The sequence below is a fragment of the Rhodoferax sp. AJA081-3 genome (assembly GCF_017798165.1).
Lineage (GTDB): Bacteria > Pseudomonadota > Gammaproteobacteria > Burkholderiales > Burkholderiaceae_C > Allorhodoferax.
This window is the reverse complement of sequence record NZ_CP059068.1, coordinates 4,509,482-4,535,098: the sequence shown is the minus strand read 5'-3', so window position 1 is coordinate 4,535,098 and position 25,617 is coordinate 4,509,482. Positions and strand designations below refer to the sequence as shown.

Sequence of the window (25,617 nt, the reverse complement as noted above, 5' to 3'; positions counted from 1 at the left end):
CCACCTGAGTAAGCCAAGAGCCGTGGAAAAACGCGTCGTTTTTAAGTCCTGGTGGCTGCCCTGGGTGCTGATTGCACCCCAGGTGGTGGTCATCGCCGTGTTTTTCTTCTGGCCCGCTGGCCAGGCGCTGGTGCAGTCTTTGCAGCAGTCGGATGCTTTTGGCACCTCTGTGGAATGGGTGGGGCTGGAGAACTTCCGCAATTTGTGGAATGACGATTCCTACCTGGCATCGTTCAAGACCACGGCGATCTTTTCGGTGCTGGTTGCCGGCTTGGGGCTGACCCTGTCCCTCATCCTGGCCATCTTTGCGGACCGTGTGGTGCGCGGCTCCAACCTCTACCGCACCTTCCTGATCTGGCCCTACGCGGTGGCACCCGCCGTAGCCGGCGTGTTGTGGCTGTTCATGTTTGCGCCCAGCATCGGCATCGTCTCCTATGGCATACGTCAACTGGGCTTTGGCTGGGACCCGTTGCTCAATAGCGACCACGCCATGGCCCTGATCGTGATGGCCGCGGTGTGGAAGCAGATCTCCTACAACTTCTTGTTCTTCCTGGCCGGGCTGCAAAGCATCCCCAAATCTTTGATCGAAGCAGCCTCCATGGACGGCGCCCGGCCCTGGCGCAGGTTCTGGACCATCCAGTTCCCGCTGCTGTCGCCCACCACTTTTTTCCTGCTCGTGATCAATATCGTTTACGCGTTTTTTGACACCTTTGCCATCGTGGATGCAGCCACCAAGGGCGGCCCGGGCAAGGACACGGCCATCCTGGTTTACAAGGCCTACTTTGATGGCTTCAAGGCCATGGACCTGGGTGGCTCGGCCGCGCAGAGTGTGGTGCTGATGGTGATTGTTGTGTCGTTGACCGTGGTTCAGTTCCGGTTCGTCGAAAAGAAAGTCAATTACTGATGGTAGAACGCCGCCCCTGGCTGGACGCCCTGTCCCACCTGATCCTGATCATCGGTGTGCTGGTCATTGCCTTCCCCGTCTACATCACCTTTGTGGCCAGCACGCACACGTCGGAAGCTGTTGTGCAGTCCCCCATGCCCATGTTGCCCGGCAGCCAGTTGCTGGACAACTACGCCACCGCCCTCTCCGGCGAGCGCCTGGGCAGCGGCTCCCACGCATCCGTGGGCCGCATGATGGTCGTGAGCCTGGTGACGGCCCTGGTCATTTCGCTGGGCAAGATCACCATTTCGCTGCTATCGGCTTTTGCGTTGGTGTACTTCCGTTTCCCGTTCCGCATGGCGTTTTTCTGGGCGATTTTTGTCACTCTGATGCTGCCCGTGGAGGTGCGCATAGGCCCCACCTACAAAGTGGTCGCCGATCTGGGCCTGCTCAATACCTATGCCGGTTTGACTGTGCCGCTGATTGCCTCCGCCACCGCCACGTTTTTGTTCCGCCAGTTTTTCCTGACCGTGCCCGATGAGCTGGTCGAAGCCGCGCGGGTCGACGGCGCGGGGCCCATGCGGTTCTTCAAAGACATTCTGGTGCCCTTGTCCCGCACCAGCATGGCTGCGCTGTTTGTGATCCAGTTCATCTACGGCTGGAACCAGTACCTGTGGCCACTGTTGGTGACCACCGAAGAAAACATGTACCCCGTGGTCATCGGCATCAAACAAATGATTTCAGGCGGCGACGCACAAACAGAATGGAACATCGTGATGGCCACCGCCATGCTGGCCATGTTGCCGCCCGCGCTGGTGGTCATGCTGATGCAGAAGTGGTTTGTCAAAGGCCTGGTCGATACCGAAAAATGAACCCGGTTGCTCCCTTTTCACCGCATGCCAGCAATGTCGGCCGCAGCACAGGGCGTAAAGCCGGGGCCCGATTTGTGCGCATTTGGCACCATGAGGGCCCCGGCTTTACGCCCTGTGCTGCACACACACGCCACGCCCGCCGAATCACCCGTCTGCCTGAGTTGCTCCGCCGCGAAGCGCCTGGGGGCTACGGCCTCATGGTGCCAAATGCGCACAAATCGGCCGCAGCCCCCAGGCGCTTCGCGGCTCAACACGTTCGAGTCTGAAATAAATTCTCCCCCTCTCCCATGGCATCCATAGAACTCAAAAACGTCATCAAACGCTACGGCTCAGGCAAGACCGCCAACCAGGTCATCCACGGCGTCAACGCGCAGATACACGACGGTGAATTCGTCGTCATCGTCGGCCCATCGGGCTGTGGCAAATCCACGCTCCTGCGCATGGTGGCCGGGCTGGAAGAAATCAGCGGCGGCGACATTTGCATCGGCGGGCGCGTGGTCAACAACCTGGAGCCGTCCGAACGCGACATCGCCATGGTGTTCCAGAACTACGCGCTGTATCCGCATATGAGCGTGTTCGACAACATGGCCTACGGCCTGAAAATTGCCAAGGTGCCGGTTGAGGAGATCACGGCCCGGGTCGACAAAGCCGCCAAGATTCTGGAGCTGGGCCCCTACCTGCAACGCAAACCCCGCGAACTCTCGGGCGGCCAGCGCCAGCGTGTGGCCATGGGCCGCGCCATCGTGCGCCAGCCCCAGGTGTTTTTGTTTGACGAGCCACTGTCCAACCTGGATGCCAAGCTGCGCGCCCAGACCCGGCTGGAGATCCAGAAACTGCACCGCGAGCTGGGCATCACCTCGCTGTTTGTCACCCACGACCAGGTCGAAGCCATGACACTGGCCCAGCGCATGATCGTCATGAATGGTGGTGTGATGGAACAATTCGGCACACCCGAAGAGGTCTACACCCGGCCGGCCAGCACCTTTGTGGCCAGTTTCATCGGTTCACCACCGATGAACCTGCTGAAAAGTGCGCCCGATGCCAAAGCCGGCGTCATCACCGGTGTGCGCCCGGAGCACCTGGACATCACCGACACCGGCTGGGCGCTGCAGGTGGAGGCCGTGGAAATGCTGGGCGCCGAGCGCCTTGTGTATGGCAAATGGGCGCACAGCGCCACCGACGAAATCGTCATCCTGCGCATCGAAGAATCCGCCACCGTGCCAGCTTTGGGCGCCACCGTGCATGTGACACCACGCGCCGACCGCATGCATTATTTCGACGCAGCCACGGGTAAACGGATCTGAATATGGACCCGACGACGCCCGAACTACCCGCCTGGCCCTACCCGCGCTGGGTGGCCCACCGCGGTGCCGGCAAACTGGCGCCAGAAAACACACTGGCCGCGTTCCGCGTGGGTGCCCAGCATGGCTACCGCATGTTTGAATGCGACGTCAAACTCAGCGCCGACGGTGTGCCCTTTCTGATGCACGACGCCACACTAGGGCGAACCACCAATGCGTCAAAAGTGCTTCCAGCCCCCGTGATTTCTGGTGGAAACGCTACTAATTCAATAGCACACGCCACCCCGCTGGTTGGTGGAGATTTTCCCTGGGCCCAGTTGGCACAGCTGGATGCAGGCAGCTGGCACAGCCGCAGCTACGCTGGCGAACCCCTGCCCACATTGACCAATATTGCGGCCTTTTGCATCGCCAATGGCTACCTGCTGAACATCGAAATCAAACCCACACCCGGGCTGGAGCGCCGCACCGGCGAGGTGGTGGCCCAACACGCCGCGCAGTTGTGGGCGGACCAGGCTATCAAACCCCTGCTGACCTCGTTCCAGGTGGAAGCGCTAGAAGGCGCACAGTCCACGCAACCCGAGTTGCCCCGCGGCCTGCTGCTGGATACCTTGTGGAAAGGCTGGCTGGAAACCGCGCTCAGCCTGGACTGCCAAGCCGTCGTCTGCAACCACGCCCTATGGGACCGCAGCAGCGTGACCCAAGCCCAAAGTGCGGGTTTTCGCACCCTGAGCTACACCGTGAACGACGAATGGGCGGCCCAAAGGCTCATCGATCTGGGCACGGACGGCATCATCACCGACCGGGTGGATTTGTTCAGCCCGGTTTAACACTCACTCCGCGAACTGCGGCATGTGCGTTTTGATCAGGCTTTCCACCAAGTCGGCCTGCAGTGCATCTTTCAGCCGCTTTTTGGGATCCCGGTTGGCTGCTGCGGAGACCATGCGTTTGATGGCGACAAAGGTTACCGGATTCATGGTGTTCATCACCGCCATGTGCCCCGTCTCAGCCACTACAACCTGGCTAAACCTGGGTGCACTCAACATCTTCTCTGCACCGGCCACCTGTACCGCCCACAAGTCATCTTCATCGTCGCTCATTCTGAAAGGATGGGGGTCTTGGTCTTTGGCCAGTCTGCGGATCACGTCAACCTCAAAGCCCGCGTCGTTGATGGCGGTTTGCTTCTGATCCCGCATGACCCTGAAGCTGGGGTCTGCTTTCTGCAAGGCACCGATGAACGAACTGTCCATTCGCCGCATGTGCGAGACAAATGACATCCGCTTGCGGGTATCAAACAACAAGTCAAGGTCTTGTGTGGCCAACGCATCGGGGACAAAACGCACACCACAAGCGCTCTCATAGGCGTACAGGGCGTGGGTGCCAATCGTCATGAAGTGATCCTGCAAACCGGCGGCTTCGAGCGCGTTAAGGGTCTTTACCACGATGCCGGGCACTCGCCCTACGCGCAGCGCCTTGTTCAACCGCTGCTGGTTGTGCGCTGCCGTTGTCAGCGCAGCGAGGCGACTGGATGCCTCGCTTTTACGCTGCTTGAACCGGTCGTAGATTGCCTGGGTATCAACACTGCGCGGCCCGAGCGACTTTTGCGCCCCACCCGATGACTCGCGGATCAGATACTCCGCCCCACCCTGCGTGCGCCAAAACATAGAGCCACGCACCTCCGCCGCCTCTGCCCTGGCACGCTGAAGCTCCAGAAACACGGTCTCCGCATCAATGTACTGGCGTGTCTGGTTGGGCAGTAACTCAAGGATCGGAGGCATTTCAGGTGATTTTCATAAAAAGTTATTTTTAACCTGAAAATCAAATTAAATCAATGAGTTACCATCTACTCAATCAGTGTTTACTGAATCTAGACAGAACGCAACAGAGACCTCTTCGGGCAGTCTTAGCGCCGCAGCACCAACACCTGGCCGGTGGCCATGACCACCACCATGGCGGCATAACTGGCCATCTTGCCGTCATTGCCAAAAAACCACAGCCCAGCGCCAAGGGCCAGCGCTCCCGCTACAAAATTTATAGCTGCCTGGGCAAGTAATCCGGGGGCTGAGGGGCTCTTTTTCATAAACCATGGCCCCACCAAAGCCAAGACAACCGCCACAGCCAGTGCAGGTGCCAGGAAGTTGAACAGGTGGTTGAGCAGGTTGATCGGGCCCATGCGGGGCGGCCGCAGAGGCCGTCAGGTGTGTGAAGTGGGTCCGATTTTATAATCACGGTTTAACCCCCAAAGTTTCCCCCACATGGCCGTCTGGACCCTAGGCATCAACCACACCACCGCACCTCTGGATTTGCGCGGTCGGTTTGCGTTCGCCATGGACCAGATCGCACCGCATTTGCACGGCCTGCGCCAGACGCTGAACCGCATGCCCGAGGCGGCCATTGTCTCCACCTGCAACCGCACCGAGATTTATTGCGCTGGTGAACAGTCCGAGCTGGAGCCCACGCTGGGCTGGCTGGCCAACTCGGCCGGCATCTCGCCGGACGTGTTGCGCTCCCACACCTACAGCCTGCAAGACGGCCTGGCAGCGCGCCACGCCTTCCGCGTAGCCAGTGGTCTGGATTCCATGGTGCTGGGCGAGCCGCAGATATTGGGCCAGCTGAAAGACGCCGTGCGGGCTGCCGACGCTGCGGGTGCCCTGGGCACCACGCTTTCGCAAATGTTCCAGCGCTCCTTCGCCGTGGCCAAGGAAGTGCGCACGTCGACCGAGATCGGCGCCCACAGCATCAGCATGGCCGCTGCGGCGGTGCGCCTGGCCGGCAACCTGTTTGAAGACCTGGGCAAGGTCAAAGTATTGTTTGTCGGCGCGGGCGAGATGATCGAGCTGTGCGCCACGCACTTTGCAGCCAAGTCGCCCAAGGCCTTGGCGATTGCCAACCGCACTTTGGAGCGCGGCGAAAAGCTGGCGTCGCGTTTTGGCGGCGAGGTGATGCGCCTGGCCGACCTGCCCGACCGTCTGCACGAATTTGACGTGGTGATCAGCTGCACCGCCAGCACCCTGCCCATCATCGGCCTGGGTGCCGTGGAGCGGGCCCTGAAGAAACGCCGCCACCGCCCCATGTTCATGGTCGACCTGGCTGTGCCCCGCGACATCGAGGTGGAGGTCAAGGCGTTGCAAGACGTGTACCTGTACACCGTGGACGACCTGGCCGGTGTGGTGCAAACCGCCCAGGCCAACCGCCAGGCCGCTGTGGCGCAGGCGGAGGCCATTGTGGATGCTGGTGTGCAGAGTTTTATGCACTGGGTGGACCAGCGTGGATCGGTTCCGTTGATCCAGCAGCTCAATGCCCAGGCCGACGCCTGGCGGGCTGCAGAGTTGGCCCGTGCGCGCAAGCTGCTGGCCAAGGGTGAGGAAATCGACACGGTGCTGGAAGCCCTGTCCAAAGGGCTGACGCAAAAGATGTTGCATGGGGCCATGGCGGAACTGCATGCGGGGGATGGTGCTGCCCGTGAACGGGCTAGCAACGCGATCCAGCACTTCTTCTTGCGCAAAGAGCGTTAGCTGCGCTGGCCACCCACTCTCCCCCAACCCCTCTCTCCCAGAGGGCGAGAGGGGGGCTTAACAGCCACATTTTGTTTTTTCGCTTCGGCTCGGGCCTTACCGACGACGCGCTTCTTGATACCCCAATTTCGTTCCCATGAAAACCTTTCTCCGCCAACAACTCGCCCGCTACACCGACCGCCAGGGTGAACTGGAATTTTTGCTGTCCCGCGAGGACATCATGAAAGACATGGAGCAGTTCCTCAAACTCTCGCGTGAACACACCGATGTGGCAGCCGTGGCCAGCCGCTGGGCGCGTTACCAGCAGCGCGAGGCCGATCTGGCCAGTGCTGAAGAGATGAAGAGTGACCCCGACATGGCCGAGATGGCCGAGGAAGAAATCACCAGCGCCACCGCCGAGCTGGCCCAATTGGAAACCGAGCTGCAGCGCATGCTGCTGCCCAAAGACCCGGACGACGCCCGCCCCGCCTTTGTGGAAATCCGCGCCGGCACCGGTGGTGACGAATCCGCGCTGTTTGCCGCCGACCTGGCCCGCATGTACACCCGCTACTGCGATTCCAAGGGCCTGCGCACCGAGATCATGAGCGCGTCCGAGAGTGAACTGGGCGGCTACAAGGAAGTGGTGCTGCGTGTGGAAGGCAGCACGACCACCAGCGCCGGATCGTGCGGCGCCTATGGCATGCTGAAGTTTGAATCGGGCGGCCACCGCGTGCAACGCGTACCCGCCACCGAGACGCAGGGCCGCATCCACACCAGCGCCTGCACGATTGCCGTGCTGGCCGAGCAGGACGAGGTAGAGGCCGCCAAGATCAACCCCTCGGACCTGCGCATTGACACCTACCGCGCCAGCGGCGCTGGTGGCCAGCACATCAACAAGACCGATTCGGCGGTGCGCATCACCCACATCCCCACCGGTATCGTGGCCGAGTGCCAGGACGGCCGCAGCCAGCACAGCAACAAGGCCCAGGCCCTGAAGGTGCTGACCGCCCGCATCCATGAGAAAGAGCGCTCCGAGCGCGCCGCCAAAGACGCCGCCGAGCGCAAGAGCCTGGTGGGTAGTGGTGATAGAAGCGACCGCATCCGCACCTACAACTTCCCCCAGGGCCGACTGACCGACCACCGCATCAACCTGACGCTGTACAAGCTGCTCAACATCATGGAAGGCGACATGGACGACGTGGTGGATGCCCTGCAGGCCTATGAAGCAGCAGAGCAACTTGCGGCGCTGGAACTGAGCAACGTTTAAGTGATTCCGGCCCCTAGCCCGGGTGAAATAACACTAACACGCTACCTATTCCATAGCACATGGGAACACCACAAACACCCGCCACCGTAGCGCAGGCCCTGCGCTGGGCGCAGGCCCAGCATCTGGACCGCCTGGATGCGCAGCTGCTGGTGCTGCACGCGCTGGGCCGTGGTGCGCAGGAGCGCGCCTGGCTGCTGGCGCACGACACCGATGCATTCCCCGAGGCCGCCCACGCCACGCTACAGGCGGCCGTGTTGCGCCGCGCTGCGGGCGAGCCACTGGCCTATATCACCGGCCACAAGGAATTCTTTGGCCTGGATTTGCAAGTGGACGCCCGCGTGCTGGTGCCGCGACCGGATACCGAAACGCTGGTCGAATGGGCGCTGGAGCTGCTGAGCCCCGCAGCCACGCCTACGCACCCCGCGCGGGTAGTCGATTTGGGTACCGGCAGCGGCGCCATAGCCCTGGCGCTCAAGCACACCCGGCCCGACCTGCAGGTCAGCGCGGTGGACTTCAGCACCGACGCACTGGCCGTGGCCCAGGCCAACGCCCAGCGGCTGCAATTGGATGTGCAGTTTGCGCAAGGCAGTTGGCTGGAGGCTGTGCCACCGGACCAGCGCTTCGATGCCATCGTATCCAACCCACCCTACATCGCCAGCGCCGACCACCACCTGGCCGCGCTGAAACACGAGCCTCTGCAAGCCCTGGCCAGCGGTGCGGACGGCCTGGACGACATCCGCGACATCATCCGCCAAGCACGCGACCACCTGTCGCCTGGCGGCTGGCTGTTGCTGGAGCATGGTTACGACCAGGCCCCCGCTGTCCGCGCGCTGCTGGTCGCCGCCGGTTGGCACAAAGTACAGTCCCGCAGGGATTTGGCCGGCATAGAACGCTGCAGCGGCGGCCAATGGCACGGCGTTTGATTTGCCAGATGTTTGTTGCAATCTTGAGCCGCTAGCCCCCGTAAAATATAACGGTACCGCTATATATTTAGTAGCATATTTATTTTGACTGCACCCATGCCCACCACCACACCCGCCTGCCCCCAGTGCACACAAGAGAACACCTACCCCGACGGCAGCAATTTTGTCTGCGCCGACTGTGGCCATGAATGGCCCATGGCCGCGGCTACGGTTGCGGAGGATGAGGCCGACGCCGTGGTCAAAGACTCCAACGGCCACGTGCTGCAGGACGGCGATGCGGTGGTCTTGATCAAGGACCTGAAGGTCAAGGGCTCTTCCACCGTGCTGAAGATGGGGACCAAGGTGAAAAGCATTCGCCTGGTCGCCGGTGACCATGAAGTGGACTGCAAAATGGATGGCGGCAGCTTTATGCTGAAAGCCTGCTTTCTGAAAAAGGCCTGATTTACGGAGTTTTGCCCAAGCATGAATGCCCACAGCGCACACTGGTTCATCCTGGTCCTCGTCAACATTCCGGTCTACCTGGCGATCGGCAAGCTCATCTTCAAAGACTGGGGCAGTTTTCTGGAGTCCGTGCGCCTGTGGTGCAGCGCCGACTGGTGGCATTCATTGGGCAAGCAGTGGCGCGAAGACCGCAAAGGCACTAGCGAGCTGCCCTTGTTCATCCTGCTGTGTGTGTTGCTAGTTGTGGTCGAACACCTGATGTTTGGCAAAACCGCGGTGGTCAAACCCGCCGCACAGCTGACCGGTGTGCTCTGACACCCGCACTGACTACATACAGGCCCGGTAGATCTCCGCCAGCGACACCGCCCCGGTGCGTGCCAGCTTGATGCCATTGGCCGGCAGGCTGTGCATGCGGCTGGCCAAGGCGCTGTCGCGGTAGACATCGGCCGACACACCCACATCCACATGTTCGGCCAACTGTTTGTCCATGACCAGCAGCTCATAGATGGCCTGGCGGCCCGCGAAGCCCGTGCCGTGGCAATGCTCACAGCCAACCCCGCGCCAAAACACCTCCTCAGGTCCCAGGTCCAGGTTGGTACGCATCAGCGCATCCACCGGCTCCACTTCACGGCAATGGCGGCAGTTGGTACGCACCAGGCGCTGGGCCAGCACACCAATCACTGCCGAACGGATCAGGTAGGGTGCCACCCCCATCTCGATCAGCCGCACCAGGGCACTGGGAGCGTCATTGGTGTGCAGGGTGCTGAACACCAGGTGGCCGGTCAATGCACTCTCCACCGCAATCTTGGCCGTCTCGTAGTCGCGCATCTCCCCGATCAAAATCACATCGGGGTCATGGCGCAGGATGTGCCGCAGCGCCGTCGGGAAGCCAAACTCAATGGCCGGGTTGACCTGTATCTGGACCACCCCCTCCAGTTCGTATTCGATAGGGTCTTCCACCGTGATGATGTTCACGTTCTGGCGCACCACCTCTTGCAGGGCCGCGTACAGCGTGGTGGTCTTGCCCGAGCCGGTAGGCCCGGTCACCAGCACGATGCCCATGCTGCGCCTGAGCAGGTCGCGCAGGCGGGCCAGGTCTGCGGCTTCGAAACCAATGGCATCCAGGCTGCGCATCTCGGCCGTGCGGGCCAGGATGCGGATCACCACACTTTCGCCAAACTGCGAGGGGATGATGGAAATACGCAGGTCAATACCGGCATGGTTTTCGGTGATGCGGATGCGTCCGTCCTGCGGCAGGCGGTGTTCGGCGCTGTTCATGCTGGCCAGGATCTTGATGCGCCCCACCACCGGTGGCAGCAGCGCCCGGCGCAGGGTGCGCACCGAGACCAGGGTGCCGTTGATGCGGTACAACACCTCAAAGGTTTTCTGGCCTGGCCGTATGTGGATGTCGGATGCCCGGCGGCTCACCGCATCGGCCAGCAGGTTGTTGACCAGGCGCACGATGGGGGCTTGGCGGGCCAGTGCCTCGGCCTCGCTCCAGATGCGCATCTCGTCCTCTTCGGAGCCGCTACCGATTTCGCCCACGGCCAGGGAGTCCAGTTCGTCCGCATCGTCGTGGCTGGCATAACAGCGGCCAATCGCGCGCTGGATGCCATCGTGTGTGGCCAACACAGCCACCACACGGCACTGGGTCACAAAGCGGATCAGGTGTTGCTGCTCGGCATCCAGGGGCTCGGCCAGCGCAACCACCAGCAGGTCGCCCTCGCGCAGCAGCGGCAGCACATTCAGGCGGGCCGCCACGTCCAGCGGCAGGCATTCCAGCGCCGGGGTTTGGGGTTCAAACTCCGCCAGCTCCACCACCGGCACACGGTTGAGCACACCGGCCACGCGCAACGTGTTGTTGATGTCCTGCTGGGTGGGGTGGGCGGTGCTTGCATTGGGCAGTTGCGACAACACCCGCGCGGCGAGTTCGGCGGAGTCTTCCAGGGGATGTTGGCTGCGCGCCTTGAACCCTTCGACCAAACTGGTGTGGCCGGCACCCTGTTCCAGCGGGCCCGTGCTCTCCAGCGGCAACACACTGAAAACACCCTGGCGCAACAATTCAAGGAGGGACTCCAGGCTGCTTACCAGGCCCATTTGCTGGGGGGTGAACACCGCCCCGCCGCCGTCAAGCGGTGCCGGGGCGGTGGTCTGTACCGGTTCGGCAGCACCGTGCTGGCCCAGTCGGCGTGAAAAATCACCCCCCAGCAGAACATCGTGCGGGAGCTCGAAATCGGGTTCAGTCATGGGTGGGGTGATTTTTCAGTGGTTTGGTCACAGGTCCATCGTCGCACTGCGATCGCTTTTTGGGCTTGATCTGGCTCAATAGTCCGGGTTGGTGCCCATCCATTCCTGTGCGCAGAAACACGCGCGCGGCCAATGGCCTTCTGCGCACAAAGTCTCGGGCGGTGTGGCGGTCTGGGATAATTGCTTATTTTTTGGAGCGATTGCCATGAGCGACACACAACAACGCATTGATGAGCTGGTCAAGAACAACGAAGTTCTGCTGTTCATGAAGGGCAATGCCAGCTTTCCCCAGTGCGGCTTTTCGGGCCGTGCCATCCAGATTCTGAAGGCCTGCGGCGTGGACCCCAAGTCCATCAAGACCGTGAATGTGCTGGAAGACGACGAAATCCGCGCCGGTATCAAGGATTACAGCAACTGGCCGACCATTCCCCAGCTGTACGTCAAGGGTGAGTTCATTGGTGGATCGGACATCATGATGGAGATGTACGAGAACGGGGAGTTGCAGCAGGCACTGGGTACGCCTTCAGCCTGAGTTTGAACCCCGCTGCGCAGCTTGCAGCGGTCACTGCGTTCGCACGCATCAGGCATGGGGTGGCTGTTCTGCTCCGTGTCCCCCGCCCTTCGGGCTCCTCCTTTACCTCCGCAGAACACCCACCCCATGCCTGACACTGGCGTGTTGGAGCGCGACGCTTGAGGGGCTGTTGGTCTTCTGGCGCGTGAACCACGCCGCACCCCAGATCAGTTGGGATGTGCGTTTTGCGTAGGTAAAGGAGGAGCCCGCATAGCGGGCGGGGGACACGAAGCAAAACGTGCAGCCCAACTGATCCTCCACGAAAAGTAGCAACCTACTTGGTCGGAACAAACTCCCAAAGACGTTTGTTGGCAAACACCGCATCCGGGTACTGCGGTTTCCCCCGCGACCCGTTGTACCGCCCCAGCGCCAGAAAGAGATCACCCTTCTCCCGATCCAGGTAGTGCCGAAGGATCACGCAGCCAAAGCGCAAATTGGTCTGCATATGGAACAGCCTTCCGGCATCCCCATCGCCAATCGCCCGGGTCCAGAACGGCATCACCTGCATATACCCGCGGGCACCCACCACCGACACCGCATACTTGCGGAAATTACTTTCCACCTGGATCAGGCCCAACACCAAGGCCACATCCAAACCGGCGCGTTTGCTCTCGTACCAGACGGTCTGCAGAAACTCCTTGCGGGTTTCAAAATCCTTTTTCTTCTTCGCCAAGCGCTCACTCATGGCACCCAACCAGCGCAGGTAATACAGGCGTTGCTCTGTACTGCTGAACTCGGGGATGGGGGGCGCGGCATTGCGCACCGCGCTACTCAGCGCCGTGCGCACGGAGTCAATCAATGGTTCTTCTATTTGCGCACCGGCCCAGGATTGCTCCTGGATTGATAGCAACCCAAGTGCTACCAACGGGGGCAAGAGGCAGATTCGTCGTGAGACGTTGGCGTTCAGTGGGCTTGGGTCCTCAGCACTCATGCCGTCAGTTTGCCGCGGACCAGCGCCGCGATTTCGCCCACGGGCACCTTGGTGGCTTCGCTGTCGCGGCGGTGCTGGTACTCCACCACGCCTTCTTTCAGCGTGCGGTCACCAATCGTGACACGGTGTGGCACACCAATCAGCTCCCAGTCGGCAAACATGGCGCCCGGGCGCTCGTTGCGGTCGTCCAGCAAAACATCCACACCGGCGGCCAGCAGGTCAGCGTACAGCGTTTCGGCGGCGGCCTTGACCTCGGGGAAACGGTCCGGGCTGATGGGGCACAACACCACGGTGAACGGCGCCAGCGCGTCGGGCCAGATGATGCCCTTGTCGTCGTGGTTCTGCTCCACGGCAGCGGCGGGCAAGCGGGTGATGCCGATGCCGTAACAACCCATTTCCATGAACTGGGGTTTGCCGTTCTCGCCCAGGAAGGTCGCATTCATGGCCTTGCTGTATTTGGTGCCCAGCACAAAAACGTGGCCCACTTCGATGCCCCGCTCGATGTTGAGCACGCCCTTGCCGTCTGGCGACAGGTCGCCAGCCTTCACATTGCGCAGGTCGGCCACCAGCTCGGGCTCGGGCAGGTCACGGCCCCAGTTGACGCCGGTGGTGTGAAAGTCTTCGGCATTGGCACCGCAGATCCAGTCAGCCATGACCGCCACTTCGCGGTCCACGACCATCTTGACCGGCTTTTGCAAGCCGATAGGGCCCAAGTAGCCAGGTTTGCAGCCAAAGTGTTCTTCCACCTCGGGCAGCGTTGCAAACCGGAAATCGGCCAGACCCGGCACCTTGCCAACCTTGACTTCGTTCATGTCATGGTCGCCGCGCAGCAGCAGCAGCCAGACCTGGGTTTTAACCACATTGCCCTTGTCGTCCTTCGCGTCGGTGGCCAGCACCAGGGATTTGACGGTAGTCTGCAGTGGCACATTCAGCAGCGCAGCGACATCTTCACAGGTGCTTTTGCCCGGCGTGGCCACTTTGGCCATGGCTTGGGTGGCGGCACCACGGGGGCCGGCAGGCGCCAGCGCCTCGGCTTTTTCCATATTGGCAGCGTAACTGCTGTCCGGGCAGTAGACGATGGCATCTTCGCCGGTGTCGGCAATCACCTGGAATTCTTCGCTCATATCGCCGCCAATGGCGCCGCTGTCAGCCGCCACCGCTCGGTAACGCAGGCCAAAGCGGTCAAAAATACGGCGGTAGGCGCCACTCATGGTGTCGTAACTCTTCTTTGCGGCGTCCAGGTCGCGGTCGAAGCTGTAGGCGTCCTTCATGGTGAACTCGCGGCCGCGCATCAGGCCAAAGCGGGGGCGGCGCTCGTCGCGGAACTTGGTCTGGATCTGGTAAAAATTCTTGGGCAGCTGCTTGTAACTCTTGATCTCCTGGCGCGCAATGTCAGTGATCACTTCTTCGCTGGTCGGCTGCACCACAAAATCGCGGTCGTGGCGGTCCTTGATGCGCAGCAACTCCGGGCCGTTGCTCGTGAAGCGGCCGGTTTCCTGCCACAGTTCGGCCGGCTGGATGACCGGCATGGTCAGCTCCACGGAGCCGGCGCGGTTCATTTCTTCCCGCACGATGGCCTCCACCTTGCGGATCACGCGCAGACCCATGGGCATGTAGGTGTAGATGCCGGCGCCCAGCTTTTTGATCATCCCGGCGCGCATCATCAGCTTATGGCTGGCGACTTCGGCGTCGGCAGGCGCCTCTTTGAGGGTGGAAATGAAAAATTGGGATGCTTTCATGGGGTCACTCGCGAAACTTCAGAGGCCCTCGCCCCTTGATACACGGCGCTTGCTGTGCATAATGAACGAAGTTTAAAAATTGGGGTTTGATTATGCTTGACCGGGACGGCTTTCGGCCCAACGTCGGCATCATCCTGCTCAACCAGAAAAATCAGGTATTTTGGGGCAAACGCATACGAACCCATTCGTGGCAGTTCCCGCAGGGTGGCATTGACCGGGGCGAAACGCCCGAGCAGGCCATGATGCGGGAGTTGCACGAGGAAGTGGGGCTCCACCCGGAGCACGTCAGCATAGTTGCCCGCACCCGAGACTGGTTGCGCTACGAGGTGCCGGACCGTTACATCCGCCGCGACGCGCGCGGCCACTACAAAGGCCAGAAACAGATCTGGTTTTTACTCAAATTGCTGGGGCACGACTGGGACTTGAACCTGCGCGCCACCGACCACCCCGAATTCGATGCTTGGCGTTGGAACGACTATTGGGTCCCTCTGGACGCGGTAGTGGAATTCAAGCGGGGGGTCTATGAAACCGCCCTGACCGAACTCTCACGTTACCTGCCGCGCCATGAACCGCGCAACCGGTTTTTACGCCAAGGCCACCGCCCGCACGAGCCATCGGACGGCAATCATCCGCCTGGCGACCACCCGCCGGGCATGCAACTGCCGCCTGGCGCCTCGTTTGAGCCCGATCCGGGCACCAACACTACAGATCCGCACCACGGACGCAACCATGGCATGTAATCGTATTTTTTGGGCACTTGGCCTCACCCTTTTCGGGGCCTGTGTGGGCGCCCAGACACCGGTAGAAGTGCCGGAATGGACCGAAGAAAGCGCACCTCCTCCACCGGCTTATTCCATGGATAAGCTGATTCCTATCGAAATGCCCCACTATGTGTCGCTGCAGGTCGGCGTTGACCCTGCTAGCGTCAGTGTGGGGGCCAATGACGGCGTGGTGCGGTATGTCGTGGTGATGCGCAATGCCTCAGGTACCAGCAATGCCGCGTACGAGGGCATTCTGTGCACCAAAGGCGAGGTGAAGACCTATGCCAGGGCTGGTGCCAATGGCAATTGGGTGGCGATCAAACAACCCGAATGGAGGGCCCTGACCGACAACCTGCCCTCTCGCCATGCCTACGCCATCGCCAAGCAGGGCGGTTGTGATGGCCGCACCTCGGCCAAACGCGAAGACACCATTCGAGCGCTGGCGCGGGGCAGAAAACCGTTCGACTGAGCCAGGAATAGGCAGCCGAATCGCTAGCACAAGAACCCGGCTAGCGGGTCAGCACCAGGTTGTCCCGGTGCAGCATCTCGGGTTCCGCTGCGTAGCCCAATAGTTTCTCGATATCCGCCGAAGGTTTGCGGCACAGCAGGCGTGCCTCGGAACTGGAGTAATTGGCCAGGCCGCGGGCCAATTCGGCACCACTGGCGTCGCGCACGGCAATCACGTCGCCGCGTGAAAAATCGCCCTCCACCTGCACCATGCCAATGGGCAGCAGGCTCTTGCCTTCCGCGCGAACTTTGACGGCGGCACCATCGTCCACCACCACCGCACCGCGCAATTGCAAGTGATCGGCCATCCACTGTTTGCGGGCCTGCTGTTTTTGTGTCTGCGCTACCAGCAGCGTGCCTATGGCCTCACCCTGGGTCAGCCGGATCAGCGCGTCGGGCTCGCGACCCCAGGCGATAACGGTGGAAGCTCCCGAGCCGGCAGCACGCTTGGCGGCCAAAATCTTGGTGATCATGCCGCCGCGACCCAGGCTTGAGCCTGCGCCGCCGGCCATGGCCTCCAGCGCCGCATCGCCGGCCCGTGCTTCGTGCACAAATTCGGCAGATGGGTCCTTGCGTGGGTCGGCCGTGAACAGGCCTTTCTGGTCGGTCAGGATGACCAGCGCGTCGGCTTCAACCAGGTTGGCCACCAAGGCACCCAGCGTGTCGTTGTCGCCAAACTTGATTTCGTCGTTGACGACAGTGTCGTTCTCGTTGATGACCGGCACTACACCCAGCTTGAGCAAGGTCAGCAGTGTAGAGCGGGCATTGAGGTAACGTTCGCGGTCGGCCAGGTCAGCGTGCGTCAGCAGCACCTGGGCGCTGCCCAGGCCGTTGAGCTTGAGCTTGGTCTCGTACATCTGGGCCAGGCCCATCTGCCCGACTGCGGCCGCTGCTTGGAGTTCCTGGATGGCCTTGGGGCGCACCGTCCAGCCCAATCGCTTCATTCCCTCGGCAATGGCGCCACTGGACACCATGATGACCTCGCGGCCGTCGCGCATCAGGTGGGCCATTTGGCGGCACCATTCGCCAATCGCGACTTCGTCCAGGCCCTGGCCATCATTGGTCACCAGGCTGGAGCCCACCTTGACCACCACACGTTTGGCGTCACGCAACACCGTAGAACTAGACAGTTTTAGCATTTTTGGGCTGTAGCCCCCGTCTGCATTGCGTAGGCAGCTACTATTTTGATAGTAAGTTGATCAGGCGTCCGGGGTATTCACAAAACGCGGGTCAATGACCTCGGGCGTTTGTTCGGCCACCTGTTGTGCCTTGACGTGTTTGTAGATTTCCTTGACCAGGGGCTCACAGCCTTCACGTGTCAGAGCCGAAATCTCAAACACCGGGCCCTTGAACTTGAAACGCTTCACAAAGTCCTTGATCAGGGCCACACGCTCGTCCTTGTCGACCATATCCAGCTTGTTCAGCACGAGCCAGCGGGGCTTCTTGTACAGGTCGGTGTCGTATTTCTTGAGCTCGTTGACAATGGCCTTGGCCTGCGCCACAACGTCCACGCCTTCATCAAACGGCGCCATGTCCACAATGTGTAGCAGCAGGCGTGTACGGGTCAGGTGACGCAGGAACAAATGCCCCAGGCCAGCGCCTTCGGACGCACCTTCGATCAGGCCGGGCAAGTCGGCGACCACAAAACTTTGCTCTGGGCCAACGCGCACCACACCCAGATTGGGGTGCAGCGTGGTGAAAGGGTAGTCGGCAATACGCGGACGGGCGTTGGACACCGCCGTGATGAAGGTCGATTTGCCGGCATTGGGCATGCCAAGCAGGCCTACATCGGCCAGCACCTTCAGTTCGAGCTTGAGGCTCTTCTTTTCGCCAGGCCAACCGGGTGTCTTCTGGCGGGGCGCGCGGTTGATGGCGCTCTTGAAGCGCAGGTTGCCAAAGCCGCCGTCACCGCCCTTGGCGATGGTGATGACCTCGCCCGGGTTCAGCAGCTCATACAGCACTTCGCCAGTTTCGGCGTCGGTGATGATGGTGCCAACCGGCATTTTGAGCGTGATGTCGTCACCTGCGGCGCCAAACATGTCGGAGCCCATGCCGTGTTCGCCGCGCTTAGCGTCGTGCCGGCGCGAGAAGCGAAAATCGACCAAGGTGTTGAGGTTGGGGTCTGCCACCGCAAACACGTGGCCACCACGGCCGCCGTCGCCGCCGTTGGGGCCGCCAAACTCTTTGTATTTTTCGTGGCGAAACGAGACGCAGCCCGCCCCGCCGTCTCCAGCAGAGATATCAATAAAGGCTTCGTCGACGAACTTCATGGTTCTATTTTCGCAGATGACAACCCGTTTGCGGGTTGTGTTGGAGGCTAACTTCGCGCTCTGAACTTAAATACAGTGGGCTGAAAACAAAAACCCCGCGCTGGTGGAGCGCAGGGTTTCTTGGGGAGGGTCACCGCAGATCAGGCTGCAGTCACATTCACCGTGTGTTTGTTCAATGCACCCTTGGTGGTGAAAGAAACATGGCCTTCTGTCAGGGCAAACAAGGTGTGATCCTTGCCGATGCCGACATTGGTGCCAGGGTGGAACTTGGTACCGCGCTGGCGCACGATGATCGCACCGCCGCTAACCAGTTCGCCGCCGAATTTCTTCACGCCGAGCATTTTGGGCTTTGAATCGCGCCCGTTTCGCGTAGAGCCGCCGCCTTTTTTCTGTGCCATGACCTTATCCTACGATGGCGCCGATTTGCAGTTCAGTGAACAGCTGGCGGTGACCTTGACGTTTTTGATAGTGCTTGCGACGGCGCATCTTAAAAATGCGCACTTTGTCGTGCTTGCCCTGAGACAGTACAGTGACTGTAACAGTTGCGCCGGACACCAAGGGTGTGCCAACCTTCAGTTCAGCGCCGTTTCCGACAGCCAGAACCTGGTCGATCACAATCTCTTGGCCTACATCCGCAGCAATCTGTTCTACTTTAATTTTTTCGCCAGCAGCAACACGATATTGCTTACCGCCGGTTTTTATGACCGCGTACATATTGACCTCTTCAATGTGAGATTCTGCAAACGAATTTTCGCAGAGCCCATGAGTATAACATTGAAGGCCAAAATCGTCAAATTGGGCCTGCAGGCGCCCAGGCAGCGGCCCAGCCTTCTATACAATTCACCAACTAACAAACTGCCCTACTGCCTTGCAAGCCACTACAACCGGCGCATCAAACGGTCTTTCCATCGTCGAACAGGACATGCTCCAGGTCGACCGGGTGATCGCACGCAGACTCGATTCCGGCGTGCCCCTGGTGGGCAACGTCTCCCAGTACATCATCTCTGCGGGTGGCAAGCGCCTGCGTCCTGCTTTGCTGCTGCTGTGCTGTGGCGCACTGGGCTATACGGGTGATCAGCGCTTCAACATGGCGGCTGTCGTGGAGTTCATCCATACCGCCACCCTGCTGCACGACGACGTGGTGGACGACTCCGCGTTGCGCAGGGGCAACCCCACCGCCAATGCCAAATTTGGCAACCCGGCCAGCGTCTTGGTTGGAGACTTCCTGTACTCCCGCGCCTTCCAGATGATGGTTGATTCGCAGAGCATGCGCATCATGGCCGTACTGGCCGACGCTACCAACATCATCGCTGAAGGCGAAGTCATGCAGTTGATGAACATGCACAACGCCGGGCTCGACGAAGCCGGTTACCTGCAGGTGATCCGCTCCAAAACAGCCAAGCTCTTCGAGGCCAGTGCCCGGGTGGGCGCCATCTTGTCGGGTTCCAACACAGCCATGGAAGAAGCCTGCGCCGAATATGGGCAGGCGCTGGGCACCGCTTTCCAAGTGATTGACGACGTGCTGGACTACACCGGCGACGCCTCCATCATGGGTAAAAACCTGGGTGATGACCTGCGCGAGGGCAAGGCGACACTTCCCCTGATCGCCGCCATGCAGCGCGGTACCGACCAGGAGCGCCAAACCATTCAGCAGGCGATCGAAACGGGTGATGTGGGCATGCTGGATGCGGTCATCACTATCGTCAAAAAGACTGGGGCGCTGGACATTGCGCGACACGCAGCACAGCAAGAGGCCAAGCGCGCCATCAACGCCGCGCAGCTGCTGCCAGAGGGGCCACACAGGGACTGTTTAGTACAATTGGCTTCCCAGCTGCTGGACAGAAACCACTGATTTTTGCCCCGGCACGGCCTACACGCGGGGTGTAGCTCAGTCTGGTGGAGCGCTACGTTCGGGACGTAGAGGCCGGAGGTTCGAATCCTCTCACCCCGACCAATTCTGGATCAATGCTACTTAAAATATAGCAAACTATCCTTGCTTTACGGGGGCTACGAGCCTACCGTATGTATCCTCCAAACGGACGATATCATCTTCACCCAGATACGATCCAGACTGCACCTCGATGATCTCCAACGGCACCTTTCCGGGATTGGATAGACGGTGAACCTGACCCAGTGGAATATAGGTACTCTGGTTCTCAGTCAACAACATGACCTTGTCCCCGTTGGTGACCTCCGCGGTGCCACTGACCACAATCCAATGTTCCGCACGGTGGTGGTGCATCTGCAGGCTGAGCGATGAGCCCGGCTTAACCACGATGCGTTTGACCTGAAAACGCTCGCCAGAATCCACGCTGTCATACATGCCCCAAGGGCGTGCGACATGGCGGTGGTGAAGGGCCTGCGGTACACCGGCGGCTTCCAGCTGTGCAACTACCGTCTTAACCTGTTCTGCATGCCCCGCGTCAGCCACCAGAACGGCATCGGCGGTATCAATGATTAACAAATTGTGTGTGCCAAGTGCGACCACGGGGCGATGGGGTGCGTGGATAAAGGTATCACTTGCGTCTACAGCATACCCATTGCCATGCACCCGATTGCCTTTGTCATCTGGCGCAGTCAATTCCGCCACCGCATTCCAGCTACCTACATCACTCCAGGCTGCAGCAAACGGAAGCACCGCCACATTGCCAGATTTCTCCATCACGGCGTAGTCGATGCTGTCAGAGCGGCAAGCTGCAAAGGCCTCAGCCCCCAGTCGGCAAAAGCGCCCATCGACCGCCTGCTCCCTCACCGCCTGCTTGCAGGCATTCAATATGTCTGCCGCATGTTGCTCCAAAGCTGACAACAACGTACTCGCCCGAACCAGGAAAATGCCGGCATTCCAGAAGTACCCTCCAGCCAGCAGCAACTCTTGTGCTTTCGTGGCATTGGGTTTTTCGACAAACCGTTGGACCATATGCGCCGCACCCTGCCCCGCCAACGCTGCGCCCTGTTGTATGTAGCCATACGCGGTGCTGGGGAAACTGGGTTGCACTCCAAAAGTCACAATAGAGCCCGCCTGCGCGGCGGGAACAGCCGATCGAATGGTTGCAGCAAAAGCCGCCGCATCCGGAATGTGGTGATCAGCAGGCAAAAAAAGCAACAGCGCATCGGCAGGCGCATTCAGCGCCGCTGCAGCCATGGCCGCAGCCGTGTTGCGGGCAACGGGCTCCAACAAGATGGTGCCATGCACCTGGGCCGCATCGGCGCAGTCCTGCACCAGAAAACGATGCTCCTCGCTGGCAACAATGATCTGCGACTTGCCCAACAACGACGCACGCTGCATGGTCAACTGCAAAAGACTTTTCCCATGCAGCAGTGGCACAAACTGTTTGGGTAACGCTTTGCGCGAAAGGGGCCAAAGGCGGGTGCCGCTACCGCCGCACAAAATGACTGAAATGATGGTATTTGGCGTTATTTGCTCTATTGAATTCATGCCGCGGGTGCTCTAGGATAGATAGCGCAAAGGTTAGCACAGGCGCCAAAGGGAGCAGCTATCGACAAGGTAACATTGATGCGAATTGATTTACATTGGCCGAACAATCAGCGATGATGCTTCGGTCTATTCCAAAACGACTTATTCAATCGGTTCATGGCCACCATCGATCCCCTACAACGTGACAGTCAAGCCATAGCACTCCCAGGTCTAGGAAGGGCTTTGATCGCCGCGGGCAAACTGGGGCAAAAGTCTGCAGAAGACCTCTACCGCAAGGCGCTCTCCAGCAAGAATAGCTTCATCGCCGAGTTGATGAGCTCGGGAGCCGTGTCCGCGGCCGACCTTGCACATACTCTGTCCGCTGCATTCGCAGCACCGCTGCTGGATCTGGATGCGGTGGACACCAACCGCTTGCCCAAAGGACTTTTGGACAGCAAGATCTGTATCGCCTACCGCGTTGTTGTCCTCAGTAAACGCAGTAACCGTCTGATTGTTGCAACGGCCGACCCTTCCGACCAGGCAGCGGCTGAGAAGATCAAATTTTCGACCCAAATGGGCGTGGATTGGGTGATCGCGGAGTACGACAAGTTGTCCAAGCTGGTGGATGCCAACGCCACCACCGCCACCGAAGCGATGGAAGACATCATCGGCGGTGACTTCGAATTCGATGAATCCGCAGCAGAGGCCGTTATCGACAACGGCCAAGCCAATGCTTCCGAAGTGGAAGACGCGCCTGTTGTGCGTTTTCTGCACAAGATGCTGATGGACGCATTCAGCATGCGGGCTTCCGACCTGCACTTTGAGCCCTATGAACATACGTACCGGGTGCGGTTTCGTGTGGACGGTGAATTGCGCGAAATTGCCTCGCCGCCGATTGCCATCAAAGACAAGCTCGCCTCGCGGATCAAGGTGATCTCGCGCATGGATATTTCAGAAAAACGCGTGCCACAAGACGGCCGCATGAAACTGAAAGTTGGTCCGGACCGTGTGATCGACTTCCGGGTCAGCACCCTGCCTACGTTATTTGGCGAAAAAATCGTGATCCGGATTTTGGATCCCAGCAGCGCAAAATTGGGGATCGACGCTTTGGGCTACGAGCCTGAGGAAAAGGAACGTCTGCTCAAAGCGATTGGCCGTCCCTACGGCATGATTTTGGTCACGGGACCTACGGGCTCAGGCAAGACTGTGTCGCTGTACACCTGTCTGAATTTGTTGAATCAGCCAGGCGTCAACATTGCCACTGCCGAAGACCCTTCGGAAATCAACTTGCCCGGTGTCAACCAGGTCAACGTGAACGAAAAGGCCGGGTTGACATTTGCGGCAGCGCTGAAATCTTTCCTGCGACAAGATCCCGACATCATCATGGTCGGTGAAATTCGCGACCTGGAAACCGCTGATATTTCTATCAAAGCCGCGCAGACGGGGCATTTGGTGCTGTCCACCCTGCACACCAACGATGCGCCAGCGACGCTGACCCGTATGCGGAATATGGGGATTGCAGCATTTAACATCGCGTCCAGTGTGATTTTGATTACCGCACAGCGTCTGGCCAGGCGCCTGTGCGCCAACTGCAAAGTACATGTGGATATCCCCCGCGAGGCGCTGCTCAATGCAGGCTTCACCGAGGCTCAATTGGACGGATCGTGGAAGCCCTACAAACCAGTAGGCTGCTCTGCCTGCAACAACGGCTACAAAGGACGAGTCGGCATCTACCAGGTCATGCCCATCAGCGAAGAAATCCAACGCATCATTTTGCGTGACGGTAGCTCACTCGACATCGCCCGACAATCAGAATTGGAAGGCGTGCGCTCCTTGCGACAATCGGGCTTGAGCAAAGTCAAACTGGGAATGACTTCATTGGAAGAAGTTCTCGGCGTTACCAACGAATAACAAAAATTCCAGAGGAGCCTCATGGCAACTGCAAAGACCGACAGCAGCAAAGACGCTGTTTTCGAATGGGAAGGCAAGGACCGCAACGGCAAGCAGGTGCGGGGCGAAATTCGCGCGGCTGGAGAAAACCAGGTTAAGGCATCGCTGCGCCGCCAGGGCGTCATACCAACCAAGATCAAAAAGCGCCGGATGAGCGCCGGCAAATCCATCAAACCCAAGGATTTGGCCATTTTTACGCGGCAACTGGCGACCATGATGAAGGCTGGCGTGCCCCTGTTGCAGGCCTTTGACATTGTGGGCCGTGGCAACCCCAACCCCAGGGTAACCAAGCTGCTCAATGACATTCGCAGTGACGTGGAGACGGGTACCTCCCTCAATGTGGCCTTCCGCAAGTTCCCCTTGTACTTTGACGCGCTGTATTGCAACCTGGTGGAAGCCGGCGAATCCGCGGGTATTTTGGACCAGTTGCTGGACCGGTTGGCTGTCTACATGGAAAAGACGGAGGCCATCAAATCCAAGATTAAATCGGCACTGATGTATCCCATTAGCGTGCTGATCGTGGCATTTGTGGTGGTTGCGGTCATCATGATTTTCGTGATTCCGTCGTTCAAGGAGGTTTTCAAGTCTTTTGGGGGAGAACTCCCCGCACCCACGCTAGTTGTCATTGCGATGAGCGAATTCTTTGTTAAGTATTGGTACCTGATCTTTGGCGGCTTGGGTGGTGGGGTCTACTTCTTCTTGGAGTCCTGGAAACGCAATAAAAAGATGCAGATGGTGATGGACAGGATCATGTTGAAGCTGCCGATCTTCGGCATCCTCGTCGAAAAGTCCTGTATCGCCCGTTGGACCCGCACTTTGTCCACCATGTTTGCCGCCGGTGTGCCCTTGGTGGAAGCGCTGGATTCGGTGGGTGGTGCTTCGGGGAACAGTGTTTTTGAATCTGGAACGCTCAAGATTCAGCAAGAAGTGTCCACTGGAACCGCCTTGACCGCCGCCATGACCAATGCCAACCTGTTCCCGTCCATGGTGCTGCAGATGTGTGCCATTGGTGAAGAATCGGGCTCTATCGACCACATGCTGGGTAAAGCGGCCGACTTTTACGAAGCGGAAGTAGACGATATGGTGGCCGGTATATCGAGCCTGATGGAGCCCATCATTATTGTGATTCTGGGTACCGTGATTGGAGGCATCGTGGTCGCCATGTACCTGCCAATTTTCAAGCTGGGCCAGGTTGTTTGATGCTGGTTGTTGATACGCAGTGGTTTTGGGCCAGCGTTATTGCTCTGTTTGGGTTGTTGATCGGTAGTTTTCTCAACGTAGTCGTCTATCGGCTCCCCAAAATGCTGGAGCGGCAATGGGCAGATGAGTGTGCCGAAATGTCCGGCACGGCGCCTGCTGCTGTTGAGCCTTTCAACCTAATGCTGCCCCGCTCCAGATGTCCGCACTGTGGGCATGTGATTGCCTGGTACGAAAACATACCCGTCTTGAGCTACGTTGCCCTGCGCGGGCGTTGCGCAGCCTGCAAAGCTCCCATCAGCCTGCGCTACCCGGTGGTTGAGCTCGCAACCAGTGCGGTTTTCTTTTGGTGTGCCTGGCAGTGGGGGCCGTCGGCATCGGGCTTGGCTTGGTGCACTTTCTCTGCGGCACTCCTGACGCTTGCGCTCATTGATTGGGACACAACCCTCTTGCCAGACGACTTAACGCTGCCGTTGTTATGGCTGGGCCTTATTGCTGCGGCCCTGCGCTGGACGCCTGTGGGCTTGAATGCCGCGCTCTGGGGTGCGGTCGCAGGGTATTTGTCTCTGTGGTTGGTGTATTGGGCCTTCAAGCTGGCAACTGGCAAGGAAGGCATGGGCTATGGCGACTTTAAACTCTTTGCAGCCTTGGGTGCATGGTTTGGCTGGCAGGCACTGATCCCCATCATTTTGCTAGCCTCCGTCATTGGTGCGGTGGTGGGCATTGCCATGAAGTTCACGACGGGTTTGCGTGAAGGTGGTTATGTGCCATTTGGCCCCTTCCTTGCTGGTGCCGGCTTTGCCGCACTGTTTTTGGGGCCTGATGCTCTACGACGGGCCGCCGGTCTGTAA

General features: G+C 59.7%; 26 protein-coding genes and 1 tRNA gene. 17 read left to right on the top strand and 10 right to left on the bottom strand.

Features of this window, described 5'->3' with window-relative positions:
* The first annotated feature begins 22 nt into the window (after window positions 1-22).
* From ugpA to HZ993_RS21240, 4 genes are all read left to right on the top strand, one after another.
* Window positions 23-904, top strand: a complete 882-nt coding sequence (ugpA, locus tag HZ993_RS21255; protein WP_209394691.1) for a sn-glycerol-3-phosphate ABC transporter permease UgpA — start codon at window positions 23-25, stop codon at window positions 902-904.
* Window positions 904-1,755: a sn-glycerol-3-phosphate ABC transporter permease UgpE gene (gene ugpE, locus HZ993_RS21250; RefSeq protein ID WP_209394690.1), complete on the top strand. Its 852-nt coding sequence runs from the start codon at window positions 904-906 to the stop codon at window positions 1,753-1,755. Before ugpA ends, ugpE begins: the two co-directional genes overlap by 1 nt.
* 287 nt (window positions 1,756-2,042) lie before the next feature.
* A complete protein-coding gene (locus tag HZ993_RS21245) occupies window positions 2,043-3,059 on the top strand; it encodes a sn-glycerol-3-phosphate import ATP-binding protein UgpC (RefSeq protein ID WP_209394689.1) in 1,017 nt (338 codons plus the stop codon).
* A gap of 2 nt (window positions 3,060-3,061) precedes the next feature.
* Entirely contained in the window at window positions 3,062-3,883 is an 822-nt protein-coding gene (locus HZ993_RS21240) for a glycerophosphoryl diester phosphodiesterase (protein WP_209394688.1), read from the top strand.
* A gap of 3 nt (window positions 3,884-3,886) precedes the next feature.
* Here HZ993_RS21240 and HZ993_RS21235 read toward each other — a convergent pair whose 3' ends face one another.
* Both HZ993_RS21235 and HZ993_RS21230 read right to left on the bottom strand, forming a co-directional pair.
* A complete protein-coding gene (locus tag HZ993_RS21235; protein ID WP_209394687.1) occupies window positions 3,887-4,831 on the bottom strand; it encodes a GSU2403 family nucleotidyltransferase fold protein in 945 nt (314 codons plus the stop codon).
* 125 nt (window positions 4,832-4,956) lie between these two features.
* The gene (locus HZ993_RS21230; protein WP_209394686.1) at window positions 4,957-5,226 is read right to left on the bottom strand and encodes a hypothetical protein; all 270 of its coding nucleotides are present in this window, start codon (window positions 5,224-5,226) and stop codon (window positions 4,957-4,959) included.
* An 82-nt stretch (window positions 5,227-5,308) separates the two neighbouring features.
* Here HZ993_RS21230 and hemA point away from each other — a divergent pair, with 82 nt between their 5' ends.
* The 5 genes from hemA to HZ993_RS21205 all read left to right on the top strand — a co-directional run bounded on the left by hemA (window position 5,309) and on the right by HZ993_RS21205 (window position 9,493).
* Window positions 5,309-6,568, top strand: coding sequence for a glutamyl-tRNA reductase (gene hemA, locus HZ993_RS21225; RefSeq protein ID WP_209394685.1), 1,260 nt, complete (start codon window positions 5,309-5,311; stop codon window positions 6,566-6,568).
* Window positions 6,569-6,704: 136 nt separating this feature from the next.
* On the top strand, window positions 6,705-7,814 hold the full coding sequence (prfA, locus tag HZ993_RS21220; protein ID WP_209394684.1) for a peptide chain release factor 1: 1,110 nt from the start codon (window positions 6,705-6,707) through the stop codon (window positions 7,812-7,814).
* Window positions 7,815-7,873: 59 nt separating this feature from the next.
* Complete coding sequence (prmC, locus tag HZ993_RS21215) at window positions 7,874-8,737, top strand: peptide chain release factor N(5)-glutamine methyltransferase (RefSeq protein ID WP_209394683.1); 864 nt, start codon at window positions 7,874-7,876, stop codon at window positions 8,735-8,737.
* 96 nt (window positions 8,738-8,833) lie between these two features.
* Entirely contained in the window at window positions 8,834-9,178 is a 345-nt protein-coding gene (locus tag HZ993_RS21210) for a zinc ribbon domain-containing protein YjdM (RefSeq protein ID WP_209394682.1), read from the top strand.
* Between the two features lie 21 nt (window positions 9,179-9,199).
* Entirely contained in the window at window positions 9,200-9,493 is a 294-nt protein-coding gene (locus HZ993_RS21205) for a hypothetical protein (protein WP_209394681.1), read from the top strand.
* Between the two features lie 12 nt (window positions 9,494-9,505).
* On the opposite strand, the gene HZ993_RS21200 is transcribed toward HZ993_RS21205, so the two are convergent.
* Complete coding sequence (locus tag HZ993_RS21200; RefSeq protein ID WP_209394680.1) at window positions 9,506-11,425, bottom strand: GspE/PulE family protein; 1,920 nt, start codon at window positions 11,423-11,425, stop codon at window positions 9,506-9,508.
* Window positions 11,426-11,630: 205 nt separating this feature from the next.
* Between HZ993_RS21200 and grxD the strand changes: the two genes are divergently transcribed.
* Complete coding sequence (gene grxD / locus HZ993_RS21195) at window positions 11,631-11,957, top strand: Grx4 family monothiol glutaredoxin (RefSeq protein ID WP_209394679.1); 327 nt, start codon at window positions 11,631-11,633, stop codon at window positions 11,955-11,957.
* A gap of 313 nt (window positions 11,958-12,270) precedes the next feature.
* On the opposite strand, the gene HZ993_RS21190 is transcribed toward grxD, so the two are convergent.
* Both HZ993_RS21190 and HZ993_RS21185 read right to left on the bottom strand, forming a co-directional pair.
* Entirely contained in the window at window positions 12,271-12,927 is a 657-nt protein-coding gene (locus tag HZ993_RS21190; protein ID WP_209394678.1) for a lytic transglycosylase domain-containing protein, read from the bottom strand.
* Complete coding sequence (locus tag HZ993_RS21185) at window positions 12,924-14,666, bottom strand: proline--tRNA ligase (protein WP_209394677.1); 1,743 nt, start codon at window positions 14,664-14,666, stop codon at window positions 12,924-12,926. Before HZ993_RS21185 ends, HZ993_RS21190 begins: the two co-directional genes overlap by 4 nt.
* A 92-nt stretch (window positions 14,667-14,758) precedes the next feature.
* Here HZ993_RS21185 and HZ993_RS21180 point away from each other — a divergent pair, with 92 nt between their 5' ends.
* Together HZ993_RS21180 and HZ993_RS21175 are read left to right on the top strand one after the other, a co-directional pair.
* A complete protein-coding gene (locus HZ993_RS21180; RefSeq protein WP_209394676.1) occupies window positions 14,759-15,406 on the top strand; it encodes an RNA pyrophosphohydrolase in 648 nt (215 codons plus the stop codon).
* On the top strand, window positions 15,396-15,896 hold the full coding sequence (locus HZ993_RS21175) for a CNP1-like family protein (RefSeq protein ID WP_209394675.1): 501 nt from the start codon (window positions 15,396-15,398) through the stop codon (window positions 15,894-15,896). Before HZ993_RS21180 ends, HZ993_RS21175 begins: the two co-directional genes overlap by 11 nt.
* Before the next feature lie 40 nt (window positions 15,897-15,936).
* On the opposite strand, the gene proB is transcribed toward HZ993_RS21175, so the two are convergent.
* The 4 genes from proB to rplU all read right to left on the bottom strand — a co-directional run bounded on the left by proB (window position 15,937) and on the right by rplU (window position 18,918).
* Window positions 15,937-17,073: a glutamate 5-kinase gene (gene proB, locus HZ993_RS21170; protein ID WP_209394674.1), complete on the bottom strand. Its 1,137-nt coding sequence runs from the start codon at window positions 17,071-17,073 to the stop codon at window positions 15,937-15,939.
* A 60-nt stretch (window positions 17,074-17,133) separates the two neighbouring features.
* Window positions 17,134-18,204, bottom strand: coding sequence for an Obg family GTPase CgtA (gene cgtA / locus HZ993_RS21165; protein WP_209394673.1), 1,071 nt, complete (start codon window positions 18,202-18,204; stop codon window positions 17,134-17,136).
* 140 nt (window positions 18,205-18,344) lie between these two features.
* Window positions 18,345-18,602, bottom strand: coding sequence for a 50S ribosomal protein L27 (gene rpmA / locus HZ993_RS21160; RefSeq protein ID WP_209394672.1), 258 nt, complete (start codon window positions 18,600-18,602; stop codon window positions 18,345-18,347).
* 4 nt (window positions 18,603-18,606) lie between these two features.
* The gene (gene rplU / locus HZ993_RS21155; protein ID WP_209394671.1) at window positions 18,607-18,918 is read right to left on the bottom strand and encodes a 50S ribosomal protein L21; all 312 of its coding nucleotides are present in this window, start codon (window positions 18,916-18,918) and stop codon (window positions 18,607-18,609) included.
* A 208-nt stretch (window positions 18,919-19,126) separates the two neighbouring features.
* On the opposite strand from rplU, the gene HZ993_RS21150 reads away from it, so the two are divergent.
* Both HZ993_RS21150 and HZ993_RS21145 read left to right on the top strand, forming a co-directional pair.
* On the top strand, window positions 19,127-20,056 hold the full coding sequence (locus HZ993_RS21150) for a polyprenyl synthetase family protein (RefSeq protein ID WP_209398668.1): 930 nt from the start codon (window positions 19,127-19,129) through the stop codon (window positions 20,054-20,056).
* Window positions 20,057-20,081: 25 nt separating this feature from the next.
* Window positions 20,082-20,158: transfer RNA gene (locus HZ993_RS21145), tRNA-Pro, on the top strand.
* Between the two features lie 33 nt (window positions 20,159-20,191).
* Here the strand turns inward: HZ993_RS21145 and HZ993_RS21140 are convergent.
* Window positions 20,192-21,640 (bottom strand): mannose-1-phosphate guanylyltransferase/mannose-6-phosphate isomerase, encoded by a 1,449-nt coding sequence (locus tag HZ993_RS21140; protein WP_209394670.1) that lies wholly within the window; start codon window positions 21,638-21,640, stop codon window positions 20,192-20,194.
* A gap of 156 nt (window positions 21,641-21,796) precedes the next feature.
* Here HZ993_RS21140 and pilB point away from each other — a divergent pair, with 156 nt between their 5' ends.
* Genes pilB through HZ993_RS21125 form a run of 3 tightly spaced genes read left to right on the top strand, consistent with a single transcriptional unit; the run spans window position 21,797 to window position 25,617 of the window.
* The gene (gene pilB, locus HZ993_RS21135) at window positions 21,797-23,530 is read left to right on the top strand and encodes a type IV-A pilus assembly ATPase PilB (RefSeq protein ID WP_209394669.1); all 1,734 of its coding nucleotides are present in this window, start codon (window positions 21,797-21,799) and stop codon (window positions 23,528-23,530) included.
* 21 nt (window positions 23,531-23,551) lie between these two features.
* Complete coding sequence (locus HZ993_RS21130; RefSeq protein WP_209394668.1) at window positions 23,552-24,769, top strand: type II secretion system F family protein; 1,218 nt, start codon at window positions 23,552-23,554, stop codon at window positions 24,767-24,769.
* The gene (locus HZ993_RS21125; protein ID WP_209394667.1) at window positions 24,769-25,617 is read left to right on the top strand and encodes an A24 family peptidase; all 849 of its coding nucleotides are present in this window, start codon (window positions 24,769-24,771) and stop codon (window positions 25,615-25,617) included. Before HZ993_RS21130 ends, HZ993_RS21125 begins: the two co-directional genes overlap by 1 nt.